Annotated in this window: 20 protein-coding genes; 8 read left to right on the top strand and 12 right to left on the bottom strand. The window is 73.8% G+C overall.

What is annotated here, in order from left to right; genetic code table 11:
- Positions 1 to 10: 10 nt before the first annotated feature.
- Positions 11 to 1342, top strand: coding sequence for a zinc-dependent metalloprotease (locus SHK17_RS05970; RefSeq protein WP_322424670.1), 1332 nt, complete (start codon positions 11 to 13; stop codon positions 1340 to 1342).
- A complete protein-coding gene (locus SHK17_RS05965; RefSeq protein ID WP_322921440.1) occupies positions 1339 to 1923 on the top strand; it encodes an NUDIX hydrolase in 585 nt (194 codons plus the stop codon). The genes SHK17_RS05970 and SHK17_RS05965 overlap by 4 nt, the downstream gene beginning before the upstream one ends.
- Positions 1924 to 1951: 28 nt before the next feature.
- Here the strand turns inward: SHK17_RS05965 and SHK17_RS05960 are convergent, their stop codons facing one another.
- From SHK17_RS05960 to SHK17_RS05950, 3 genes are all read right to left on the bottom strand, one after another.
- On the bottom strand, positions 1952 to 2554 hold the full coding sequence (locus SHK17_RS05960; RefSeq protein WP_322921439.1) for a M48 metallopeptidase family protein: 603 nt from the start codon (positions 2552 to 2554) through the stop codon (positions 1952 to 1954).
- 45 nt (positions 2555 to 2599) lie between these two features.
- The gene (locus tag SHK17_RS05955; protein WP_322424672.1) at positions 2600 to 3658 is read right to left on the bottom strand and encodes a PHP domain-containing protein; all 1059 of its coding nucleotides are present in this window, start codon (positions 3656 to 3658) and stop codon (positions 2600 to 2602) included.
- A 135-nt stretch (positions 3659 to 3793) separates the two neighbouring features.
- Positions 3794 to 4600 (bottom strand): enoyl-CoA hydratase/isomerase family protein, encoded by an 807-nt coding sequence (locus SHK17_RS05950; RefSeq protein WP_322921438.1) that lies wholly within the window; start codon positions 4598 to 4600, stop codon positions 3794 to 3796.
- Between the two features lie 193 nt (positions 4601 to 4793).
- Here SHK17_RS05950 and SHK17_RS05945 point away from each other — a divergent pair, with 193 nt between their 5' ends.
- On the top strand, positions 4794 to 4952 hold the full coding sequence (locus SHK17_RS05945; RefSeq protein ID WP_090969683.1) for a DUF5679 domain-containing protein: 159 nt from the start codon (positions 4794 to 4796) through the stop codon (positions 4950 to 4952).
- A gap of 114 nt (positions 4953 to 5066) precedes the next feature.
- Positions 5067 to 5588, top strand: a complete 522-nt coding sequence (locus tag SHK17_RS05940; protein ID WP_322921437.1) for a hypothetical protein — start codon at positions 5067 to 5069, stop codon at positions 5586 to 5588.
- Between the two features lie 19 nt (positions 5589 to 5607).
- Here the strand turns inward: SHK17_RS05940 and SHK17_RS05935 are convergent, their stop codons facing one another.
- Complete coding sequence (locus SHK17_RS05935; protein ID WP_172270553.1) at positions 5608 to 5775, bottom strand: hypothetical protein; 168 nt, start codon at positions 5773 to 5775, stop codon at positions 5608 to 5610.
- A 48-nt stretch (positions 5776 to 5823) separates the two neighbouring features.
- On the opposite strand from SHK17_RS05935, the gene SHK17_RS05930 reads away from it, so the two are divergent.
- Positions 5824 to 6102, top strand: a complete 279-nt coding sequence (locus SHK17_RS05930; RefSeq protein ID WP_172270551.1) for a hypothetical protein — start codon at positions 5824 to 5826, stop codon at positions 6100 to 6102.
- A gap of 42 nt (positions 6103 to 6144) precedes the next feature.
- On the opposite strand, the gene SHK17_RS05925 is transcribed toward SHK17_RS05930, so the two are convergent.
- The 3 genes from SHK17_RS05925 to SHK17_RS05915 all read right to left on the bottom strand — a co-directional run bounded on the left by SHK17_RS05925 (position 6145) and on the right by SHK17_RS05915 (position 9049).
- Positions 6145 to 6492 (bottom strand): WhiB family transcriptional regulator, encoded by a 348-nt coding sequence (locus SHK17_RS05925; RefSeq protein WP_172270549.1) that lies wholly within the window; start codon positions 6490 to 6492, stop codon positions 6145 to 6147.
- A 120-nt stretch (positions 6493 to 6612) separates the two neighbouring features.
- A complete protein-coding gene (locus SHK17_RS05920) occupies positions 6613 to 6795 on the bottom strand; it encodes a hypothetical protein (protein WP_172270547.1) in 183 nt (60 codons plus the stop codon).
- Between the two features lie 211 nt (positions 6796 to 7006).
- Positions 7007 to 9049 carry an ATP-dependent DNA helicase UvrD2 gene (locus tag SHK17_RS05915; protein ID WP_322921436.1) on the bottom strand — a complete coding sequence of 681 codons (2043 nt, stop codon included), beginning with the start codon at positions 9047 to 9049 and terminating at the stop codon, positions 7007 to 7009.
- 74 nt (positions 9050 to 9123) lie between these two features.
- Between SHK17_RS05915 and SHK17_RS05910 the strand changes: the two genes are divergently transcribed.
- Positions 9124 to 9366, top strand: coding sequence for a mycoredoxin (locus SHK17_RS05910; RefSeq protein ID WP_172270545.1), 243 nt, complete (start codon positions 9124 to 9126; stop codon positions 9364 to 9366).
- 44 nt (positions 9367 to 9410) lie between these two features.
- Positions 9411 to 9887 (top strand): hypothetical protein, encoded by a 477-nt coding sequence (locus SHK17_RS05905; RefSeq protein ID WP_172270543.1) that lies wholly within the window; start codon positions 9411 to 9413, stop codon positions 9885 to 9887.
- 12 nt (positions 9888 to 9899) lie between these two features.
- Here SHK17_RS05905 and nudC read toward each other — a convergent pair whose 3' ends face one another.
- Positions 9900 to 10835: an NAD(+) diphosphatase gene (nudC, locus tag SHK17_RS05900; RefSeq protein WP_322921435.1), complete on the bottom strand. Its 936-nt coding sequence runs from the start codon at positions 10833 to 10835 to the stop codon at positions 9900 to 9902.
- Positions 10836 to 10867: 32 nt separating this feature from the next.
- Here nudC and deoD point away from each other — a divergent pair, with 32 nt between their 5' ends.
- The gene (gene deoD, locus SHK17_RS05895) at positions 10868 to 11578 is read left to right on the top strand and encodes a purine-nucleoside phosphorylase (RefSeq protein WP_322424678.1); all 711 of its coding nucleotides are present in this window, start codon (positions 10868 to 10870) and stop codon (positions 11576 to 11578) included.
- Between the two features lie 633 nt (positions 11579 to 12211).
- On the opposite strand, the gene SHK17_RS05890 is transcribed toward deoD, so the two are convergent.
- From SHK17_RS05890 to SHK17_RS05875, 4 genes are all read right to left on the bottom strand, one after another.
- Positions 12212 to 15472: an ATP-dependent DNA helicase gene (locus SHK17_RS05890; protein ID WP_322921434.1), complete on the bottom strand. Its 3261-nt coding sequence runs from the start codon at positions 15470 to 15472 to the stop codon at positions 12212 to 12214.
- The gene (locus tag SHK17_RS05885; RefSeq protein ID WP_322921433.1) at positions 15469 to 18699 is read right to left on the bottom strand and encodes an ATP-dependent helicase; all 3231 of its coding nucleotides are present in this window, start codon (positions 18697 to 18699) and stop codon (positions 15469 to 15471) included. Before SHK17_RS05885 ends, SHK17_RS05890 begins: the two co-directional genes overlap by 4 nt.
- Before the next feature lie 79 nt (positions 18700 to 18778).
- Positions 18779 to 19885 carry a barbiturase gene (locus SHK17_RS05880; protein WP_322921432.1) on the bottom strand — a complete coding sequence of 369 codons (1107 nt, stop codon included), beginning with the start codon at positions 19883 to 19885 and terminating at the stop codon, positions 18779 to 18781.
- Between the two features lie 2 nt (positions 19886 to 19887).
- A complete protein-coding gene (locus tag SHK17_RS05875; RefSeq protein ID WP_322921431.1) occupies positions 19888 to 20838 on the bottom strand; it encodes a carbamate kinase in 951 nt (316 codons plus the stop codon).
- Positions 20839 to 20933 lie beyond the last annotated feature (95 nt).

The raw sequence follows: 20933 nt of genomic DNA, 5'->3' as shown, positions 1-20933 counted from the left end.
CGTTGACGCCATGAGTGACACCCCCGGAGGCTCCGGACCGGCTGGGCAGGGCCCCGACGACGACAACCCCTTCAAGGGCACGCCCTTCGAGCAGATCTTCTCGCAGATGGGCGGCTTCGGGGCCGGGGGCGGCATGCCCGACCTCAACGCCCTGATGGCGCAGATGCAGTCGCTCTTCGCCCCGCACGAGGGCCCCGTCAACTGGCAGACGGTCACCGACCTGGCGCGCCGCACCGCCGCGCAGGAGCCCGACCCGACGGTCACCGCCGCCCAGTCGGGCGCCGTCGCCGACGCCGTGCGACTGGCCGACCACTGGCTCGACACGACCACCGAGTTCCCCTCCGGCGTCACGACCACCGCGGCGTGGTCGCGCGCGGAGTGGATCGTGGAGACCATCGACGTCTGGAAGGTGCTCGTCGAGCCGATCGCCGGCTCCGCCACGTCCGCCCTCGGGCAGGCGATGCCCGAGGAGATGAAGCAGCTCGCCGGCCCGCTCATGGCGATGCTCGGCAAGGCCAGTGGGGCGATGGTCGCCTCCCAGGTCGGCAGCGGGCTCGGCGCGCTGGCCGGCGACGTCCTCAGCGCCTCCGACATCGGCCTGCCCCTCGGACCGATCGGCAAGGCGGCGCTGCTGCCCACCAACGTGGCGGCGTTCGCCGCCGAGCTGCCCGACGTCACCACCGACGACGTGCTGCTCTACCTCGCCCTGCGCGAGGCCGCGCACCAGCGCCTCTTCGCAGGCGTGCCGTGGCTGCGCGACCACCTCATCGGCGCGGTCGCCGAGTACGGCGCCGGCATGGACTTCGACACCTCCGGCATGGAGGAGAAGCTCCGCGGGATGGACATGGCCAACCCCGAGGCGATGCAGGAGGCGCTCGCCGGCGGGCTGTTCGACCCCGAGCCGTCCGCCGCGCAGAAGGCGGCGCTGGAGAAGCTCGAGGTCACCCTCGCGCTCGTCGAGGGCTGGGTCGACGAGGTGGTCAGCCAGGCCACCGCCGAGCGGATGCCCGCCGCCGCCAAGCTGCAGGAGACCGTACGCCGCCGCCGCGCCGCGGGCGGGCCGGCCGAGCAGACGTTCGCCACCCTCGTCGGCCTCGAGCTGCGGCCACGCCGGCTGCGCGACGCCTCGACGCTGTGGGGCTCGCTCCGCACGCGCCAGGGTGCCGAGGCCCGCGACGGCGTGTGGATGTCGCCGCACCTCCTGCCCACCGCCGAGGACCTCGACGACCCGCTCGGCTTCCGCGAGGACTCCGTCTCGCCGGGCGAGCTCTCCGACGAGGAGTTCGACGCCGGGCTGCGCGACCTCCTCGACGGCGGCGGCGACGACCCCCGGTCCGAGTGAGCACCGGACTCCACGCGAGCGCGGTGGCCGCGCTGACCGGTTGGGCACCGCCGTCGGCCGACCAGTCAGCCCTGCGCGACCGCTTCCTCGCCCAACTCGCCGCGCACCCGGACGGGCTCGCCAAGGCGTGCTTCCCCGACCACCTCACCGCCGGGGCGATCGTGGTGTCACCGGACGGCGACGCCGTGCTGCTCAACCACCACCGCAAGGCCGACGCGTGGCTGGCCTTCGGCGGCCACCTCGAACCCGGCGACGGCTCGCTCGCCGACGGCGCCCGCCGCGAGCTGGTCGAGGAGTCGGGCCTGGCGTCGTTCACCTTCGACCCCGAGCCGCTGTGCCTCGACGCCCACGCCGTGGAGTTCTGCTCCGCCCGGGGCACCGTCCACCACCTCGACGTGCGCTTCCTGGCCGTCGCCGACCCCGGCGGCACCCACGCCACCAGCGAGGAGTCGCTCGACGTCCGTTGGTGGCCCGTCGACGACCTGCCGGCGACCTTCGACGACATGTACGCCCTCGTCGACGTCGCGGTGGCCCGCGTGCGCGGCCGGTCGGACGCCGGACGTCGGACCGGCCTGTCCTAGCCGGTCCCCGTCCGCCCGGCCCGTCCGCCTAGTCGGCGTCGTCGCTCAGGTCTTCGACCGCGTGCTCGACCACTCCCCCGTCCGACTCCTCACCGCCGGGCGGCGGCTCGAGGCGGGCGGCGGCGGAGTAGCCCTCGAGGTAGCCCTTGGCCTTCTCGGCCCGCGGGTAGCGGTCGACCCACGCCCAGAAGGCCGGCGTGTGGCCCGCCTCGAGGAGGTGGGCGAGCTCGTGCACCAGCACGTAGTCGACCACCCACCCGGGCACCTTCTGCAGCCGGTGGCTGAGCCGGATCGTGCGGTCGCCGGGGGTGCAGGAGCCCCAGCGGGCGTTCTGGTTGCTCACCCAGCGCACCGACGCCGGCACAGCGAGCCCGCCGAAGTAGAGGTCGTTGAGCGTGGCCGCCCGGGCGACGAGGTCGTCGTCGGAGCGCATCCTGCGGCGCTCCTGGCGCTGGATGCGGGCGACCATGTCGGCCACCCACGTCGCCTCGTCGCGCTTGCTCATGGTGGCGGGGATGAGCACGACGATGCGGTCACCGTCGCGGTAGGCCGAGACCGTCCGCCGCCGGCGCCGCGAGCGGCGTACCTCCACCTCCGGGACCCCCGGCGGCGTCGGCGCAGTCGTGCTCATGGGGCGAACCTAGCCGTCCGCACCCACGACGTCCCGGAGCCGCGCTCAGAGCCGGGAGGCGGCCCAGGCGAGCAGCCGGTCGCGCTCCCAGGTGTTGACGATCCGGTCGGGGTCGATGCCCGCCTCCGTCGCCCGGGCCGCACCGTGGTCGAGCATGTCGAGCTGGCCGGGGGCGTGGGCGTCGGAGTCGATCGAGAACAGGCAGCCGGTGTCGCGCGCCAGCTCCAGCAGACGGGTGGGCGGGTCGCGGCGCTCCGGGCGGGAGTTGATCTCGACGGCGACGCCCTCCTCCGCACACGCGGTGAAGACGGCGCGCGCGTCGAACTGGCTCTGCGGACGGGTGCCGCGCCCGCCGGTCACCAGGCGGCCCGTGCAGTGCCCCAGCACGTTGGTGTGCGGGTTGCGCACCGCGCCGATCATCCGCCTCGTCATCTGCGGGGCCTCCATCTTGAGCTTGGAGTGCACCGACGCGACGCGCACCTGGAGCCGCCCGAGCATCTCGGGGGTCTGGTCGAGCGACCCGTCGTCGAGGATGTCGACCTCGATGCCCTTGAGGAGGGTGAAGGCCCCGCCGAGGTGCTCGTTGACCGCGTCCACGACGGCGAGCTGCCGGGTGAGCCGCTCCGCGCTGAGCCCGTTGGCGACCCGCAGGCGCGGGCTGTGGTCGGTGAGCACGAGGTAGTCGTGGCCGAGCTCCATGGCGGTCATCGCCATCTCCTCCAGCGGCGAGCCGCCGTCGGACCAGTCCGAGTGCGAGTGCAGGTCGCCGCGCAACCGCGCGCGCAGCTCCTCGCCGCCGGTGGCGAGCGGGCCCGCCGTCTCCTCCAGCGCCCGCAGGCGCTCCGGCACGACACCGTTGCAGGCGTCGGTGATCACCGCCGCGGTGCTCGGGCCGATGCCCGCGAGCTCGGTGAGCGTCCCGTCCGCGGCGCGCCGGCGTACGTCCTCCTCGGGCAGCGGCAGGATCGTGCGCGCCGCCTTGCGGAACGCCTCGATGCGGCGGGTCTCCTCGCGCTGGCGCTCCATGAGGAAGGCGATGCGGCGCAGGGTGGCGACGGGTCCTCGCGCCCGGTCGGGTGCCTGGCTCGACGTGCTCTCGGCCAACTTCTCTCTCCTCACCACCGCGCTGCTGCCGTTGTCGCTGGTCACCCGCACAGTACGGCGCCGCGCCGTGCACAGGGCGTCCACAGGCCTGTCCACAGGGGTGGCCCCCCTGCGTGGACCCGGTCAGTGGCCCGGTCAGTGGCCCCGGAACTCCGGCGCCCGCTTCTCCTTCGCCGCGCGGATGCCCTCCTGGAGGTCCGCGGTGGCCAGTGTCATCGGCTGGGCGAGGGCCTCCCACTGCAGGGCCGCCTCGAAGTCGGCGTGGCCGCCGTCGGCGAGGGCGATCTTGGTCAGCCGGGCCGCGATGGGCGCGGTCGCGGCGATGCCGGCGGCCGTCTCGAGGACCTCCTCGAGGAAGCCGTCCGGGTCGATGACCCGCGAGACCATCCCGAGGCGCAGGGCCTCGTCCGCGTCGACCACCCGGCCGGTGAGCAGCAGGTCGCGCGCGTGGGCGGGACCGACCACCTCGGGCAGCAGCCAGGTGCCGGCCATCCCGGCGTGCATGCCGAGCGTGTTGAACGGCACGCCGAGCCGGGCGCCCGCGGCGGCGTAGCGGATGTCGCAGGCCAGCGCCAGGCACAGCCCGGCCCCAATTGCCGGTCCGTTGACCGCGGCGATGGTGGGGACCTCCAGGCGCCGGACCGACAGCCAGGCGCGGTAGAACGGCAGCATCCGGCTGCGCAGGCGGTCCACGCTCGCGTCGGGCTCGCTCGCGATCCACGACGTGTTGCCGCCCGAGCAGAAGGCGCTGCCCTCCCCGGTCACGACCAGGGCTCGCAGCGAGGTGTCGGCGGCGAGGTGGTCGATCGCGGCGACCCACGACGAGGTCATCTCGTGGCTCATCGCGTTGCGCATCCCCGGGTTGTCGAGGGTCAGCAGCGCGACCCCCTCGGAGGGCCGCTCGAGGCGGAGGTGGGCGAGGTCGGCAAGGGGCTCCGGCATGACCAGAGGGTACTGAGCCGGCCGGGCGCGGCGGGAGGCGGATTCACGCTCAGCGCGTGTGGTGCGTGAGCGTGGGCCACGCGTGGCGTAGGGTCTTCGACGGAGCGCTGGCACCCGCCGGCCCTCCCCGGCGGGCTTCCCCCTCGACCACCCCGCCGCGACGACCACGAAGTTACGAAGCAAGGAGGCCGTCATGGCGGAGACCTGGAGCGGTGAGTTCTACTGCGTCAAGTGCAAGGAGAAGCGCGAGGCGGAGGGCGAGATCAAGGTCAACGACAAGGGCACCAAGATGGCCAAGGGCGTGTGCCCGGTCTGCGGCACCAACCTGAACCGCATCCTCGGCAAGGCGTGAGCCTCACCCTGTGAGCACCTGACAGCGGCGCCGCCCCCCGGGCGGCGCCGCTGCTGCATTCACGGGGCTGTGGACGACCGGCCGTCGCCGCGTCCCGCGTGGCAACGTCAGGACATGCCCGCCAGCCTGCCCGCCAGCGCCCGCCCCTGGTCCGTCCCGCTCCGCGCCCAGCTCGACTGCCCCCGCGCCTGGTGCGAGCCGGTGCTCGCCGCCCTCACCGCGGCCGGCGTCGTCGTCGACGCCGCCGCGCCCGTGGGCCTCGCCGTGGCGGCCGGCCGTCAGGTGTCGGGGACGGTCGACGACTGGACCGTGTCCTCGCTCCCCCACCTGCTGGTCGGCGTCCGCCCGCACGCCGTCGAGGTGGGACCGTGGGCGGCGCCCGGCGTCGGTCCGTGCGCCCGGTGCGTCGCGGCGTACGTCCTCGACGAGGGTGGCGCGGTGCACGACCCGCAGCCGCCCCGCCCCCTGCTGGCGATGGCCGCCGGCGCGGCGGCCCGCGAGCTCGCCGCCTGGTCGCGCGGCGAGACGCCGTCCACCTGGCTGACGTCCTGGCTCCTAGACCACGAGCCAGTCCCGCGGGACCGGCGCTGGCAGCGCCACCCCTACTGCGGGTGCGCCTGGTTCGAGACCGGCTGACCCGCCGCGAGCGGCCCGGTCACCACCACTCGCTGTCGAGCTTGCCCTCCATGGCCCGCAGGTTGCTGCGCGAGCAGGTGTCGCAGAACGCCCGGCGCCGGCCGTTCTCCACTGCGACGGTCCAGGTGAGGGTCTCCGCCTCCGGCGCCTCGGTGCCGCAGAAGGCACAGGTGACCACGTCGCTCACCCGGCCGAGGCTACCCCCGGGACGCAGACGAGCCGGTACGTCGTCACCGTGACGACGTACCGGCTCGTGCTGGGTTCACCCGCGATCAGGGTGGAGCGTGTCCCGAGGTCCGTCCTCGAGGTGCTGTGCTCAGATCGCGCGAGCGAGGGCGAGACGCGCCTGCTGCGCGGCCTGCTCGGCCTTGCGGCTCAACCGACGGGCCATGGCCAGGTGGTGGCCGCGTCGCAGTTCGTGCGCCTCTCCCAGGCGCGCGGACATTTGCGCGCGTGCGAGTTCTTCATGCATGAGATTCATGTCGTTGCGTCCATTTCGGTAGGTATTCATTGAAGTTGATTCCTGTATTTCCTTGGAGGGGATGACGCGGTGTGCCTACGCGGCGGGCTGGTCGGACTTGCGGGGCCGGCCGCGCGGCCGCTTGCGCGGGATCACCACGCCCTGGAGGAAGAGCTCGCCTCCCCAGACGCCCCACGGCTCGCGCCGCTCGAGGGCTCCGTCGAGGCACAGCGCCTGCACGGGGCAGTCCGTGCACAGGGCCTTGGCGTGCTCCACGTCCGCGGGGGACTCGGCGAACCACAGCTCTGCGTCGTTGACGCGGCAGGGCAGCAACTCCTCATCCACTCCGGCAGCTGCGTCGTGCAGGGCGCCCAGTGCAGCCTGCGGCTCCAGCTGGGTCTGTGCGTCGGCAGCTCGGGGGCGGTCGAGAACGCTGATGGTCATGTGTTCACCTCCTACTCGTTGACCTGATCGCGGATGGAATGGATCGGTGGGACAAACAAAAAGGCCGCGGATCCCGGTGTCGGGTTCCGCGGCCTGGAGGCTGCCGATGCGAGGTGTGACCTAGCTCGACGGACTCCAGGCAGGAGAACCCGGGAAATCGCCCTTGATGCGAACGATGGCGGCGGCGTCCTGGACAGCCACCACGCCGGCGCCGAGGGCGCGCGTGTGCGCGCAGGGGCGGCCGAGGGTGGACATGCCGAAGGACGGCGTCCACGCCGTCATCGTCATCGTGTAGTTCTCCATGGGGGCCACCTCCTTCGGTGCGTCGGGCGCGGATCGTTGTCAGCGATCCCAGTGCGCGGGTTGTTGTGAGTGGAACGCTAGACCCTGGGTGTCGTCAGGGGCAAACCATTTTATGGGTATTACCAAGAATTTCTTCGAGAATCTTCGCCGGGGCCCCGCGACGGCCCGCCCGCGAGCCTCGCGCGAGGCTCGTGGGCGCTCCGACGAACCCTCAGCGAGAGGACTCGGCGGCGACCAGGGCGAGCACCTCATCGCCGTACTTGCTGATCTTGCTCGGTCCCACGCCACTGATGGCGCGCAGTCCGGACTCGTTGCTGGGGACGTGCTCGGCGATGAGCTGGAGGGTGGCGTCGGTGAAGATGACGAACGCCGGCACGCTGTCCTCCGACGCGCGCGCCAGGCGCCACTCGCGCAGCTTCTCGAACAGCGCCTCGTCGTAGGACGCCGGGCAGTCGGCGCACCGGCCGGTCTTCTTCTCCCGGGCGTTGGACAGCGCGCCCCCGCACTCGCGGCAGTGGAGCGCGGCGCGGTTGCGCTTGCTCCGCTCGCGGCGCTGCCCGGAGACGCCCGGCACCCCGTCGAGCACCGGGGCCAGGAAGGGCGAGCTCCCCCGGTTGGCCCGACCACCAGGCTCGCGCGCGACCGCCCAGGACACCGCGAGCTCGTCGCGGGCGCGGGTCATGGCGACGTAGAGCAGGCGCCGCTCCTCCTCGATCTCGGCCGGCGTCTGGGCCTGCGAGATCGGCATCATCTTCTCGTGCATGCCCGCGACGAAGACGGCGTCCCACTCCAGGCCCTTGGCCGAGTGGATGGTGGCGATGGTGACCGCGTCGGCGACCGGGGCGTGCTGCTCGCCGGCACGCCGGTCGAGGTCGTCCACGAGGTCGCCCAGGACCGCGTCGGGGCGCTCGCGGCCGAAGTCGGCAGCCAGGTCGACCAGCGCCTGGAGGGACTCCCATCTGTTGCGGACCTCGCCCCTGCCCTCGGGCGGGTCGGTCGAGTGGCCCATCTGGGACAGCACCGCCACCACGGAGTCCGCCACCGGACCGGATGCCTCACCGCTGCGGGCGGCGCCGCGGACCAGGGTGATGGCCTGCCGCACCTCGGGGCGGTCGAAGAAGCGGGCCGCACCACGCACGACGTAGGGCAGGCCTCGCGCCGCGAGCGCCTCCTCGAAGCGCTCGGACTGGGCGTTGATGCGCAGCAGCACCGCCATCCGGCTGGCGGGGGTGCCCGCGGCCCGCAGCCCCGCCAGGCGCTCGGCGACCGCGTCGGCCTCGGCGACCTCGTCGGTCGCCTCGCGGTAGGTGATGCGCGCTCCCGCGGGTCGCTGGGCGACCAGGTCGACGCCCTTGCTGGCGGTGCCGGCGAGCAGCTGGTTGGCCGCGGTGACGATCTCCGGCGTCGAGCGGTAGTTGCGGACCAGCTCGACGCTCGTGGCGGTGGGGAACTTGTGGGTGAACTCGCGGAGGTAGCGCGCGTCGGCGCCGGCGAAGGAGTAGATCGTCTGGGCGGGGTCACCGACGACGCACAGCTCGTCGCGGCCACCGAGCCACAGGTCGAGGAGCGCGTGCTGGAGCGGGGAGACGTCCTGGAACTCGTCGACGACGAACCACTTGTACTGCCGGCGCACCTGCGCCGCCACCGCGTCGTTGTCGGCCAGCAGGCCGGCACCGAAGAGCAGGACGTCCTCCATGTCCATGCGCCCCTGGCCGCGCTTGACCTCCTCGTAGGCGTCGAACGCGCGGGCCACGACCTCGGGCTCGAGGCCTGACACGGCCCGGCCGCGCGAGCGGGCCAGCGCGGCGTAGGCGTCCGGACCGACGTTGGACACCTTGGCCCACTCGATCTCGCTGGCGAGGTCGCGCAGCGTCGCCTTGTCCACGCTCAGCCGCTGGCGCCGCGCGGCCAGGGCCAGCATGCCGAGCTTGGACTCGGTGAGCTCGGGCAGGTCGCGCTGGTGGACCCGCGGCCAGAAGAACCGGAGCTGGCGCAGGGCGGCGGAGTGGAAGGTGCGCGCCTGGACGCCCGGGGCGCCGAGGCGACGCAGCCGCTCGCGCATCTCGCCCGCCGCCCGCGTGGTGAACGAGAGCGCCAGCACCTCGGTGGGGGCGTAGACGCCCTGGGCGACGCCGTGCGCGATGCGATGGGTGATCGCGCGGGTCTTGCCGGTGCCCGCGCCGGCGAGGACGCGCACCGGCCCGCGCAGCGCCTCGGCGACCTGTCGCTGCTCGGGATCGAGCGCTTCGAGCAACGGAACAACTCCTGCGACGTCGTGGTTGAGAGGGGTGTTCGCCAGCCTAGACGTCGGAGGGGACACTCCATCCCATGACCTTCACCATGTTCACCACCCCCTGGTGCGGCTACTGCCACCGCCTCAAGAGCCAGCTCGACCGCGAGGGCATCGCGTTCTCGATCGTCGACATCGAGCAGGAGCCGGACGCCGCGTTCACCGTCGAGCAGGCCAACGGCGGCAACCAGACGGTGCCCACGCTCCTCTTCGCCGACGGCAGCACGCTGACCAACCCGTCGGTGGCGCAGGTCAAGGAGAAGCTGGCGGCGCTCGCGTGAGCCTCGCCCCCACGGTCGTCGGCGAGCAGGGTTAGCCTGCTGTCGTGTCCTTGCTCAACTCGATCGACCGCGACCACGTCCTGACCGCGATGGAGACCTGGGACGCAGCCGGCGGGGCCAACTACATGCTCGTGCGCGGCGGTGTCTCGACCCACGTCCTGCTGCACCACGGCAAGGAGTACGACGCCGCCGCGATCGCCGGCATCGCTCACGGCCTCGCCACCGGACGTACGCTCACGCCCGCCGACATCCCGGGCGGCTCGGCCGGTGCGACCAAGGCGCTGAGACGCCTGGGCTTCGAGATCCGCGACGACTCGCCACCCGAGCGCGTGGCCGGCACGCGGGCGACGCGGTCCAGCGCCCCGTCGAGCTCCTCCGGCTCATCGCGGACCCGCACCACCTCGACCCGCAGCACCGGCACGAGCCGTCCGCGCGTCGCCGCGAGCGACCGGCCGGTGAACCTGTGCCCGCGCTGCTTCATCGCGCTCCCCGCCACGGGGATCTGCGACCAGTGCGACTGAGCCGGGCTGCGGTCAGTCCCAGCCCGGCCCGTCGAGGGGCCGGCCGAACCAGCTCTCGATGAGCGAGGACGAGATCGAGATGCCGTGCGGCACCGCGACCTCCCCCGAGCGCACCGCCGCCTCGAGCTCGGCGCGCGTCCACCAGCGCGCCTCCTCGATCTCGGCGCCGTCGACGTCGATATCGGTCGTCAGCGCACGCCCGGTGAAGCCCAGCATCAGGCTGGCCGGCAGCGGCCACGGCTGGCTGCCGAAGTAGCCCACCTCGCCGACCCGCACGCCGACCTCCTCCTCCACCTCGCGCCGTACGGCGTCCTCGAGGGTCTCCCCCGGCTCGCAGAAGCCGGCGAGGGTCGACCAGCGGCCTGTCGGCCAGGCCCGGTTGCGACCGAGCAGGAGCGCCTCGTCGTCGCCGTCGCCGCTCGTGATGGCCATGATCACCGCGGGGTCGGTGCGCGGGAACTGGGCGCGGTCGCACTGCGTGCACCGCAGCTCGTGCCCGGCGGACCGGCTGACCAGCGTCCCGCCGCAGCGCGGGCAGAACCGCGTCGCGTGGTGCCACTCGGCCAGCCCGATCGCGTGCATGAGCAGCGGCGCCTGGTCGGGCGCGTGGTCGGCGACCGCGGTCAGCACGGAGCGCAGCGGCACCCACTCCTCCGGGTCCCCCGGCGCGTCGTCGGGTTCCACGAGGACCGCGAGGTGCACGACGCCGTCCGCGTCGCCGAGCAGCACGAGCCGGCCCTCGGGTGCGGCGTCGGGGCTCACCCACGCGACCGCGCCGTCGACCGGGCGCAACCGGTTGCCCGCGACCACCAGCACGCGGGTGGCTTGGTCGGCCGTCCGCTCGGCGAGCCACGCCTCGTCGGTCCGGCGCAGCCCCATCCGGTTGTGGGCGTGCGCCGACAGGGCGACGTGCGGGAGGGGGCGCTCAACGGGGCTTGGGTCGCTCACGCTTTCCCACGCTAGTCGGTAGCGTTCGGCCGGTGAGCACGCACATCGGCGCCCAGCCCGGCGACATCGCCCCCATCGTCCTGCTGCCCGGCGACCCGCTGCGGGCCAGGTGGATCGCGGACACCTTCCTCGAGGACGCCCGCTGCTACAGCGAGGTGCGCGGGATGCTCGGCTTCACCGGCACGTGGAACGGCCGGCCGGTGTCGGTGCAGGGGTCCGGCATGGGTCAGCCGTCGATGTCGATCTACGTCAACGAGCTCTTCACCGACTACGACGTGCAGTCGATCGTGCGGGTCGGCTCGTGCGGCGCCGTGACCGAGGACGTGGGCGTGCGCGACGTCATCATCGCCTCCGGGGCGTGCACCGACTCCTCGATGAACCGGATCGCGTTCCACGGCATCGACTACGCCCCAGTTGCCGACTTCGGGCTGCTGCGCGGCGCGGTCGAGGCGGCCGAGTCGCGCGAGGGCGGCTCGCCGTTCCACGTCGGCCTGATCTTCTCCAGCGACTCGTTCTACCCGGCGCGCCCCGAGCTGCTCGGCGAGATGGTGAAGTACGGCGTGCTCGCGGTCGAGATGGAGGCGAGTGCGCTCTACACGCTCGCCGCCAAGCACCGGCGAAGGGCGCTGGCCATCTGCACCGTCTCCGACCACATCGTGACCGGCGAGGAGACCACGTCGCAGGAGCGCGAGCAGACGTTCGGCGAGATGGTGGAGATCGCCCTCACCGCGGCGCTCGCCTGAGGGTCGTCGTCCGCGCCAGGCGCCGACGGTCCCTGGGTGGCGGCACCTCGCACGCCAGACCCGCCGTACGACGCGATCTGCCGCCACCACCCGAACCTGCGCCGACAAGGGTGGCGGCACCTCGCACGCCAGACCCGCCGTACGACGCGATCTGCCGCCACCACCCGACCACCACCGACAAGGGTGGCGGCACCTCGCACGCCAGACCCGCCGTACGACGCGATCTGCCGCCACCACCCGGCCACCGCCGACAAGGGTGGCGGCACCTTGCACGCCAGACCCGCCGTACGAGGCGATCTGCCGCCACCACCCGGACCCGCGAGCCGACAAGGGTGGCGGCACCTCGCACGCCAGACCCGCCGTACGACGCGATCTGCCGCCACCACCCGAACCTGCGCCAACAAGGGTGGCGGCACCTCGCACGTCAGACCCGCCGTACGACGCGATCTGCCGCCACCCGGCCACCGCCGACCTGGGTGGCGGCACCTCGCACGTCAGACCCGCCGTACGACGCGATCTGTCGCCACCCGGCCACCGCCGACCTGGGTGGCGGCACCTCGCACGCCAGACCCGCCGCACGACGCGATCTGCCGCCACCACCCGAACCCGCGCGCCGTGGGTGGAGCACCAGCGTCAGGCGCCGACGGCTCCCTCGCGCACCAGCGCCTCGAGCTGGTCGCGACCGGGCAGGTCCTCGGGCTCGACCGTGTGACCGGTCCGGACGTAGTGGAACGCGGCCCGCACGCGGTCGAGCGGGGTGTCGGTGAGCTCGGCCCACGCCAGCCGGTAGAGGGCGAGCTGGAGGGGGTCGGCGCTCTCGTGGCGACCGGTCTTCCAGTCGACGACGAGGAAGTGGGCGTCCGCCGACCCTGAGGGCTCGGCGTAGACGGCGTCGATGCGACCGCGGACGACCTGGCCGGCGAGCACGAGCGCGAACGGCGCCTCGACGGCGTGGGGGGCCCGGTCGCCGAACGGTCCGTCCTCGAACCGCTTGACCACCTCCCCCAGGTCGGCCTGGTCGTCGATGCCGGCGTCGGCACGCCCCGGCAGCTCGTCGGGCTCGATGAGCGCCTGCTGGCCGAACCGCTCCTCCACCCAGGCGTGGAACGCCGTGCCGAACCGCGCGGCCGGGGCAGGCGGGCGCGGCATCGGTCGCGCCAGCTCGCGGGCGAAGCCCTCGGGGTCGTCACGGAGCCGGGCCACGGAGGTGGCGGACAGGCTGCTCGGCAGCGGCAGGTCGACAGACGTGGCGCGTTCGGCGCGGGCCTCGGTCAGGAGCTGCGCCAGGTCGTCGTCCCAGTCGGCGACCCGGGCCGCCTCGACCATGTCGAGGTCGTGGTCGGGGGCGGTGCGGTCGACGCTGCGCACCAGCTCGGCGGCGGCCAGCCGCCGACGGGCCTCCTCCCCCGGCCCCGGCACGGGCCAGGGGCGGGAGGGGTCGACGTCGTCGTTGGGGTTGGGCGACTTGGGGGCCGGCTTGTCCAACCACCGCTCCACCGGCTCGCCCCAGTCGTCGAGCTGGTCACGGACCACGCACTGGTAGGCCGAGGGCCCGAAGGGCGTCGCCCGCTGGCCCCAGAGGTAGGACGTCACCGCGAGGTGGTGGGCGGCGCGGGTGTAGGCGACGTAGCCCAGGCGCAGCTCCTCCTCGGCGTCATGGGCCTTCGTCGCGGCGCGGTAGGCGTCGAGCGCAGCCTTGTCGTGGCCGACGAGCTGCGGCTGGTCGGCGCGGTCGCCGCGCAGCGGCGCCGGCAGGACGGCGGGCGAGGAGGTCCACAGCGTGCGGGAGCGGTTGCTTGGGAAGCGGGTCTCCCCCACGCCGACGCAGAACACCGAGGACCACTCCAGGCCCTTGGCGCGGTGGACTGTGAGCAGCTTGACCGAGTCGGCGGCCGTCGGCACGGCGACGTCGAGGCCGTTGCCCTGGTCGTCCTCCGCCGTGAGGTAGGCCAGCAGCGCCGGCAGGGTGACGTCGCCGTCGACCGACTGGAACTCCGCCACGGCCTTGACGAACAGGTCGAGGTTGTCACGGCGCGCGGCAGCGGCCGGCGAGGTCGCCGAGGCGAGCTCGACGTCGACCCCGGTGGTGTCGATGATCCGGCGCACCACGTCGAGCAGCGGGTCGCCGACGTGCGCCCGCAGGCGCCGCAGCTCGCCGGCGAGCAGCCCGAACCGGTCGAGCGCCTCGGGTGAGTAGGCCGCCTCGCCGGGCGACTCCACGGCGTCGCTGAGGGCCGGCAGCTCGGAGGCGTCGATGCCGTCGGCGATCTGGAGGAGCTGGGCGGCGACCGAGGCGGCCTCCTTGCGGCCCCGCACCTCGGCGATCTCCCCCGCGCGCAGCGCCAGCAGCCGCAGGTCGCGCGGGCCGATGGCCCACCGCGGGCCGGTGAGCAGGGTGAGCATCGAGGAGTTGGCCGTGACGTCGTGGAGCAGGGTGAGGGTGGCGACGACCTCCGCCACCTCGGGGAGCCGGACCAGGCCGGAGAGGCCGACGATCTCGACCGGCACGCCGGCGGCGGTGAGGGTGTCGTAGACGTCCTCGGCCTGCGCGTTGTCGCGGCTCAGCACGCCGATGTCGGACCAGGCCTTGCCCGCGTCGTGCTCGCGGCGTACGGCCTCGGCGAGCCACGCGAGCTCGTCGGACGCCCGCTCGAAGACGGCGGCCTCCACGCGGCCGTCGGCTGCCCTCTCCGCCGCGCGGAGCCGCGCCACCTTGTCGCCGTAGGCCGCGAGCAGAGGTTCGGCCAGCCGGTTGGCCACGTCGAGGATGCGCCGGTCCGAGCGCCGGTTGACGGTCAGCGGGAGCCGGCCGGGCTCGCCGTCGGCGGCCGGGAAGGTGTCGGCGAAGTTGAGGATGTTGGACACCGAGGCGCCGCGCCAGCCGTAGATCGCCTGGTTGGGGTCGCCGACGGCCATGACCGGGTGACCCAGCCCGCGCTCGGGGTCGGGGCCGGAGAAGAGCCGCGCCAGCATGGTCGCCTGGGCGACGGAGGTGTCCTGGTACTCGTCGAGCAGCACGACCTTGAACCGCGCCCGCTCGATCTCGCCCACCTCGGGCTGGTCCTCGACGAGCCGCGCGGCGAGGGCGATCTGGTCCCCGAAGTCCATGAGGCCGAGGTCGGCCTTGAGCCGGCGGTAGCCGCTGACGAGCTGCAAGAGCTCGGCGCGGCGGTCGATGGCGTTGATCGCCTTGGCCGGCGGCCCGAGGTAGGTCGAGCGGGCCTTGCCGGCCTGCTCCTCCTCGATCGCGCGCTCGAACCCGCGCCGGGCGTCCTGGTCGACGCGGCGTACGTCGTCGGCGTCGACGAGGTGCTCGCTCATCGCGCCGTCGAGGGCGAGGAGGTTCTGGATGGCGGTGGCGGGGTGGTCGGTGAGCAGCTCGATGTGGCCGGTGAAGCGCTCGATCACCCGCGCGCCGAGCTGGTAGCGGGAGGCGTCGGAGACGACGCGGGTGTCGGGCTCGTGGCCGATGCGGAGCCCGTGGTCGGTGAGCAGGGTGGCGGCGTAGGCGTGGTAGGTCGCGACGGTCGGCTCGAGGACGTCCTCCCCCTCGACGACGACGGAGCGGTCGAGCAGGCCCGCCGCGCCCAGCGCGGCGGTGACGCGCTGGCGGAGCTCGGCGGCGGCCTTGGTGGTGAAGGTGAGGCCGAGGACCTCCTCGGGCCGCACCTTGCCGGTGGCGACGAGCCAGACCACCCGCTGGGCCATGAGGGTCGTCTTGCCGCTGCCGGCTCCCGCGACCACGACCGTGGGGCGCAGCGGCGCGGTGATGGCGGCCCACTGCTCGTCGCTCGGTGCGTGGCCGCCCATCAGCGCCTGCAGGTCCGCGGGCGTGTCGAGGCGGACCGGCTCCCGCTCGGGGACGGTCGTCTCGCGCAGGCTGGTCCCGGTCACTGGACGGTCACGCTCCCTGCGCCCTTCGCCGGGCAGATCGGGACGAACGGGCAGTCGCGGCAGTGCGGGCCGGCCGTGGCGGGGAAGTTCTCCGAGCGCACCAGGTCGGCGGCACGCGCCAGCCCCGCGCGGAGCAGCGCGCGCTCGGGCCCGGCGTCGTCGTGGACGGGCTGTCCCTGCACCTTGGCGACGGCCGAGTCGTCGTCGATGCCGAGCTGGACGAGCTCGGCCCCGCCGGAGGCCACCGGACGACCCGCCGCCTCGTCGAGGGCGCCGGCGTCGACGGCGTACTGGTAGAGGGCGAGCTGGAGGTTGCCGGCGACCGCGGGACCGGTGGGGGCGGTGCGCGCGCTCTTGAAGTCGACGACGACGACGCGGCCGTCGTCGTCGATCTCGAGCCGGTCGGCGAAGCCGGTGAGCCGCACGGGGCGGCCGTCGACGTCGACCACGCTCTCGAAGCGCTGCTCGGCGCCGAGGACCTGGCGGGGGTTGGCGAGGTGCCACTGCACGAACCGCGCGACCGCCTTGCGGATCCGGGCGAGCTCACGCTGGCGCGACCACGGGGTCCGGAAGGCGAGCCGGTCCCAGATCGCCTCGACCTCGGCCATCAGCGGCGCCTCCTCGGCCGGGAGCTCACCGCGGGCGACGCGCTCGGCGAGGGCGTGCAGCACCTGGCCGAGGTTGGCGGACTGGTGCACCGCCGAGACCCCGCCCGCCTCGCGCTCAAAGAACCACTGCGCGGGGCACACCAGGATTGAGTCGAGCATGCTGGCCGAGACCGGCACCGGCCGTTCGGGGTCGCGGATGGGCTCGATCGACCGGGTGGCGCTGCGGGTGCCCCACCAGGTCGAGGGGTCGGCGGCCGGCACCAGCTGGCGCCCGTCGACCTCCTCGGCCGCGAGGGCGGCGAGCCGGCGCGCCGCCGCCTCGCGCAGCGCCGTCGACGCCTGCGGGTCCGCCGCGGTGCGGCGCAGCTCGGCCACGAGGCCACCGAGCGACAGCGGCCGCGGGGGACGGCCGTCCTGGTGCTCGATGCTCACGCCGAGCTCCTCGAGGAACCGCGACGGCTGCTCGCCGTCGTCCTCGGGCGAGCGGACGGCGCTCACCACGAGCCGGCGGCGGGCGCGGGTGCAGGCGACGTAGAACAGCCGGCGCTCCTCCATCAGCAGCGCGCGGGTCGTGACGGGCGGGACGAGGTCGGGGTGCCCGACGGGGTCGACACCGATCCGGTCGGCACCCAGCAGGGTGGCGCGCCGCCGGAGGTCGGGCCAGCCCTCCTGCTGGACGTGGGCGACCACGACGAGGTCCCACTCGAGGCCCTTGGAGCGGTGGGCGGTGAGCAACCTGACCGCGGCGCCGCGCACCCCGCGCTCGGCGAGGGTGTCGGCGGGCAGCTGCTGGGCGACCAGGCTGGCGAAGAACGCCTCCACCCCGACGTGGTCACGCTGGTCGACGGCCCGGGCCGCGAGATCGAACAGCGCGACGATGGCGTCGAGGTCGCGGTGGGCCCGCCGGGCGCCCGCTCCTCCGGTGTCGACCTGGCGGCGCAGGCGCTGCGGCCAGGTGGTGGTCGACCACAGGTGCCACAGGACGTCCTCGACGCCGGCCCGGTCGGCCAGCATGCGTCCGCCGTCGCGCAGGAGGTCCGCCAGCGCAGCGGCGCGCTCGACGTCGGGCCCGTCGAGGCCGTCGAGGAAGCCGTCCTCGACCACCGCCAACCGCAGCAGCTCGCGGGAGGTGCGCCGGTCGCTGGCGTCGGCGAGCTCCTTCTCGCGGGTGCGCAGGCGGCGCACGAGGGCGCGCAGGTCGGACGCGTCGAGGCCGCCCAGGGGCGAGAGCAGCAGCGACTCGATCCGGCCCGGGTCGAGGAAGTCGGGCGAGTCGGGGTCGTCGTTGTCGAGGTTGACCACGGCGCGGAGCCCGTCGAGCAGCGGCAGCACGGCCGGGTCGTGCACGAGCGGCAGGTCGTCGGAGGCGACCTCCACGGGCACGCCCGATGCGGCCAGTGCCCGGCGCAGCGGCGGGATGCTGGTCCGGCCGGACCGCACGAGCACGGCCATCCGGTCCCAGGCGATGCCGTCCTCGAGGTGGGCGCGGCGCAGCAGGTCGGCCAGCCGCTCCGCCTCGGCCCGCTCGGTGTCGTAGGTGAAGACCTCGACGCGGCCGTTGCCGTGCGGCCCCGGCACCGCCTCGGGCGCCAGGAACGCCTCCCGGGCCTCGGCGCCGATGCTGCCGGTCAGCGTGAGCCGGCTGGCGACCCGGCCTGCGGCGAGCAGGATCCGCGGGCCGAAGCGCCTCGTGCGGCGCAGCACGACGACGGGGGCCGGCTCGCCGGCGGCGGTCGGGAAGCTCGCCGGGAAGTCGAGGATGCCGCGCACGTCGGCGCCGCGGAAGCCGTAGATCGACTGGTGCGGGTCGCCGACGACGGTCAGGTCGCGGCCGTCGCCCGCGAGCGCCCGCAGGAGGGCCACCTGGCCGGGGTCGGTGTCCTGGTACTCGTCCACGAAGACGTGGCCCCAGCGCGCGCGCAGCTCGTCGCGGTGGCCCTCGGCCTCGATGACGGCCCGGCGGATGAGGTCGGAGTAGTCGGTGGCGCCGAGGTTGTCGAGGACCGTCAGGTATTGCTCGAGGAAGAGCCCGGCGGCGACGAGCTCCGGCAGGTCGTGCTCGATGCCGAGGCTGCGCAGCCCGGCGGGGTCGAGGCCCTTCTCGCGGGCGCGGGCCAGCACCGCCTGCACCTCGCGGACGAACCCCCGGGTGCCGACCGCGCGCCGCAGCGGCTCGGGCCACACCACCGACTCGGGGTTGTCTCGCAGCAGCTCGCGCAGCACCACGTCGGCCTCGGGGGCCGAGAGCAGGCGGATGGCGCCCTCGTAGAGCTCGGCGGGGGCGTACTTGCGGACCAGGGCGTAGGCGAAGGAGTGGAACGTCGAGCACGAGGCGGCCGAGGTCGTGCGGGCGACGCGGGCCGTCACCCGGTCGCGCAGCTGCTCGGCGGCCTTGCGCGAGAACGTCAGCGCGAGGACCGAGTCGGGCGAGGCGCCCCGGACCTCGATGCGGTCCACGATCGCCTCGACGAGGGTGGTGGTCTTGCCCGTGCCGGGGCCGGCCAGCACGAGCAGCGGACCGCCCTCGTGGTCGACGACGCGCTGCTGGTGCTCGTCGAGCTCGGGCACCACGACCTCGCGGTCGGGGCGCACCAGCCGGTAGCGGGTCGTCGTGCTCACGGGAGACACCCCATCACGCGGGACCGACAGTCACCTGCCGGCCCCGCCGAGGGGCGTACGAGCGGTGCGTCGGAGCGGCTCAGCCGAGGTCGACGATGGCGGCGACCGGGCCGCCGCCCTCGGGACCCTGGTGGGCCGCGGAGACCGACACGAAGACGGCCGGGTCCCCGGTCACGGCCGCGGTGACACCGCCGACCGCCGCCTTGATCTGGCGGTGCCAGTGCACGTCGGAGTCGTCGAGCATGGCGTTGCGCCGGCCGCGGACCATGCCGTCCTGGCTGGCCTCGCACTTGAGGAAGACGTTGACGAGCCTGCCGTCGAGGTCGCTGGTGCGGGGGCGCTCCGGCAGGTCGAGGCCGGCGGAGCGGATGGCCTCCCAGATGCCGTCGGCGTCGAGGGCGTCCTCCATGACCGAGTGGCCGATGCGGTAGCGGCCCCCGACGCCGGTGGCGTTGCCCACGACCACGATCTGCGCCTGGTCGAGCTCGACGCCCGACGAGCACGAGGCGACAGCGGAGTAGAGCTCGCGGTTGTGCATGATGTCGGCGTCGCTCGGCATGTCGATCTCGCCAAGGGCGACGGCGATACCGAGGCCGGTGACGCCGTTGGAGAGGTCCATCGACTCGTGGGTGTGCTCGGTCCACACCGTCTTGCCGCGCGACTTGGCGTCGCGGATGGTGTGGATGGTCAGCAGCGGGGTCTTGGTCTGGACGTAGTGCACGTCGGCAGGATCGGTGATGCCGGCGCCCTCCATGGCGACCTTCACCCCGGCCGCCACCTTCTCGACCATCGCGGTGTAGCCGATCTCCTCGGGCAGGATCGGCTCGCTCATCGCGAAGCCGGCGGTGAGCCGCATCTCCTGGCGCGACGGGTCGTCCTCGGGGACGTCGGTGGTCGCGAAGATGGTGGCGTGCGGGCTGATCACGCCGTCGGTGCCGCCCGACCACACGATGGGGATGCCCTTGACCTGCTCGGCGTCGGCGCCCTGGGCGACGAGGGCCTCGCGGAACGCGCGGTCGGCGATGATCCGCGTGTAGTCATTGACGCCGCCGTTGCCCTCGGTCTTGCCGATGATGGCGAAGACCCGGTCGGCGGCGATGACGCCCTCGTCGATCAGCTTCGTCAGCTCGGAGGCGTCGGACACCGAGTGGATCGGGACCTTGCGGACTTCAATGGCGCTGGGCATGTTCAGCGGTTTCCTTTCGGGGTGGGTACGACGACGGTGCCGGCGTCGCCGGCGACCGCTGCGGTGATCTGGTCGAGGCTCGTGATGACGCCGGTGCGGCCGGTCGCCTCCACGAAGCGGCACACGGCGTCGACCTTGGGTCCCATGGACCCCGACGCGAAGTGGCCGTCGGCGGCGTGGGCGCGCAGCTCGGCCACAGTGAGGCGGCCGAGCGGCTCAGCGTCCGGCTCGCCCCAGCGGATGACGGCGTGCGGCACGTCGGTGGCGATGACGAGGACGTCCGCCCGCGTCGTCGCGGCCAGGAGCGCGGCGCCGAGGTCCTTGTCGATGACGGCCTCCACGCCGGCCAGCGACCCGTCCGGGCGGCGTACGTGCGGGATGCCGCCGCCTCCGTTGGCCACCACGACGAAGCCCGCCTCGATGAGGGCGAGCACGGCCGGTGCGTCGAGGATCTCCTGCGGCTCGGGTGAGGCGACGACGCGGCGCCAGCCCTTCTCACCGCGGTCCTCCCAGGTCTCGCCGTGGCCCACGAGCAGCTTCGCCTCGGCCTCGGGAAGGTGGCGTCCGATGGGCTTGGTCGGCGTGGTGAAGCCCGGGTCGTCGGCGTCGACCAGGGTGCGGGTCACCAGCGCGGCGCTGCGCCGGTCGATCCCCCGCGCGTCGAGCTCGCGGTCGAGGGCGTCCATGAGGACGAAGCCGAGGGTGGCCTGCGTCTGTGCCCCGCACCAGTCCAGCGGCACGGGAGGTACGACGCCCGCGGCCAGCTCGTTCTTCACGAGCAGGTTGCCGACCTGCGGACCGTTGCCGTGGGTGACGACGACCTCGTGCTCGTGCTCGAGCAGTCCGGCGACGGCGGCCATGGCCACCCCCGCCGCGGCGATCTGGTCCTCCGGACGCGCCCGCCCGTCGGCGTTCGTCATGGCGTTGCCGCCGAGTGCGAGCAGGACCCTCATGCGCTCGACCCTAGTGACCGGCGGCACAGCCCCCACCGGCAAGAGTTGTCAGGCACACGCGGGACGGAGGGCAACAGTTGCCCAGCACCTCCGGC

Source organism: Nocardioides renjunii, from assembly GCF_034661175.1.
Taxonomy (GTDB): domain Bacteria; phylum Actinomycetota; class Actinomycetes; order Propionibacteriales; family Nocardioidaceae; genus Nocardioides; species Nocardioides renjunii.
This window is presented reverse-complemented; position numbering and strand designations above follow the sequence as displayed.

Bases quoted from the DNA above. Each gene is read 5' to 3' on its own strand.
- SHK17_RS05880 (WP_322921432.1), bottom strand. From the start codon at position 19,885: ATGCCCAGCGCCATTGAAGTCCGCAAGGTCCCGATCCACTCGGTGTCC.
- SHK17_RS05945 (WP_090969683.1), top strand. From the start codon at position 4,794: ATGGCGGAGACCTGGAGCGGTGAGTTCTACTGCGTCAAGTGCAAGGAG.
- SHK17_RS05920 (WP_172270547.1), bottom strand. From the start codon at position 6,795: ATGGAGAACTACACGATGACGATGACGGCGTGGACGCCGTCCTTCGGC.
- SHK17_RS05970 (WP_322424670.1), top strand. From the start codon at position 11: ATGAGTGACACCCCCGGAGGCTCCGGACCGGCTGGGCAGGGCCCCGAC.
- SHK17_RS05910 (WP_172270545.1), top strand. From the start codon at position 9,124: ATGACCTTCACCATGTTCACCACCCCCTGGTGCGGCTACTGCCACCGC.
- SHK17_RS05925 (WP_172270549.1), bottom strand. From the start codon at position 6,492: ATGACCATCAGCGTTCTCGACCGCCCCCGAGCTGCCGACGCACAGACC.
- SHK17_RS05950 (WP_322921438.1), bottom strand. From the start codon at position 4,600: ATGCCGGAGCCCCTTGCCGACCTCGCCCACCTCCGCCTCGAGCGGCCC.
- SHK17_RS05875 (WP_322921431.1), bottom strand. From the start codon at position 20,838: ATGAGGGTCCTGCTCGCACTCGGCGGCAACGCCATGACGAACGCCGAC.
- SHK17_RS05940 (WP_322921437.1), top strand. From the start codon at position 5,067: ATGCCCGCCAGCCTGCCCGCCAGCGCCCGCCCCTGGTCCGTCCCGCTC.
- SHK17_RS05960 (WP_322921439.1), bottom strand. From the start codon at position 2,554: ATGAGCACGACTGCGCCGACGCCGCCGGGGGTCCCGGAGGTGGAGGTA.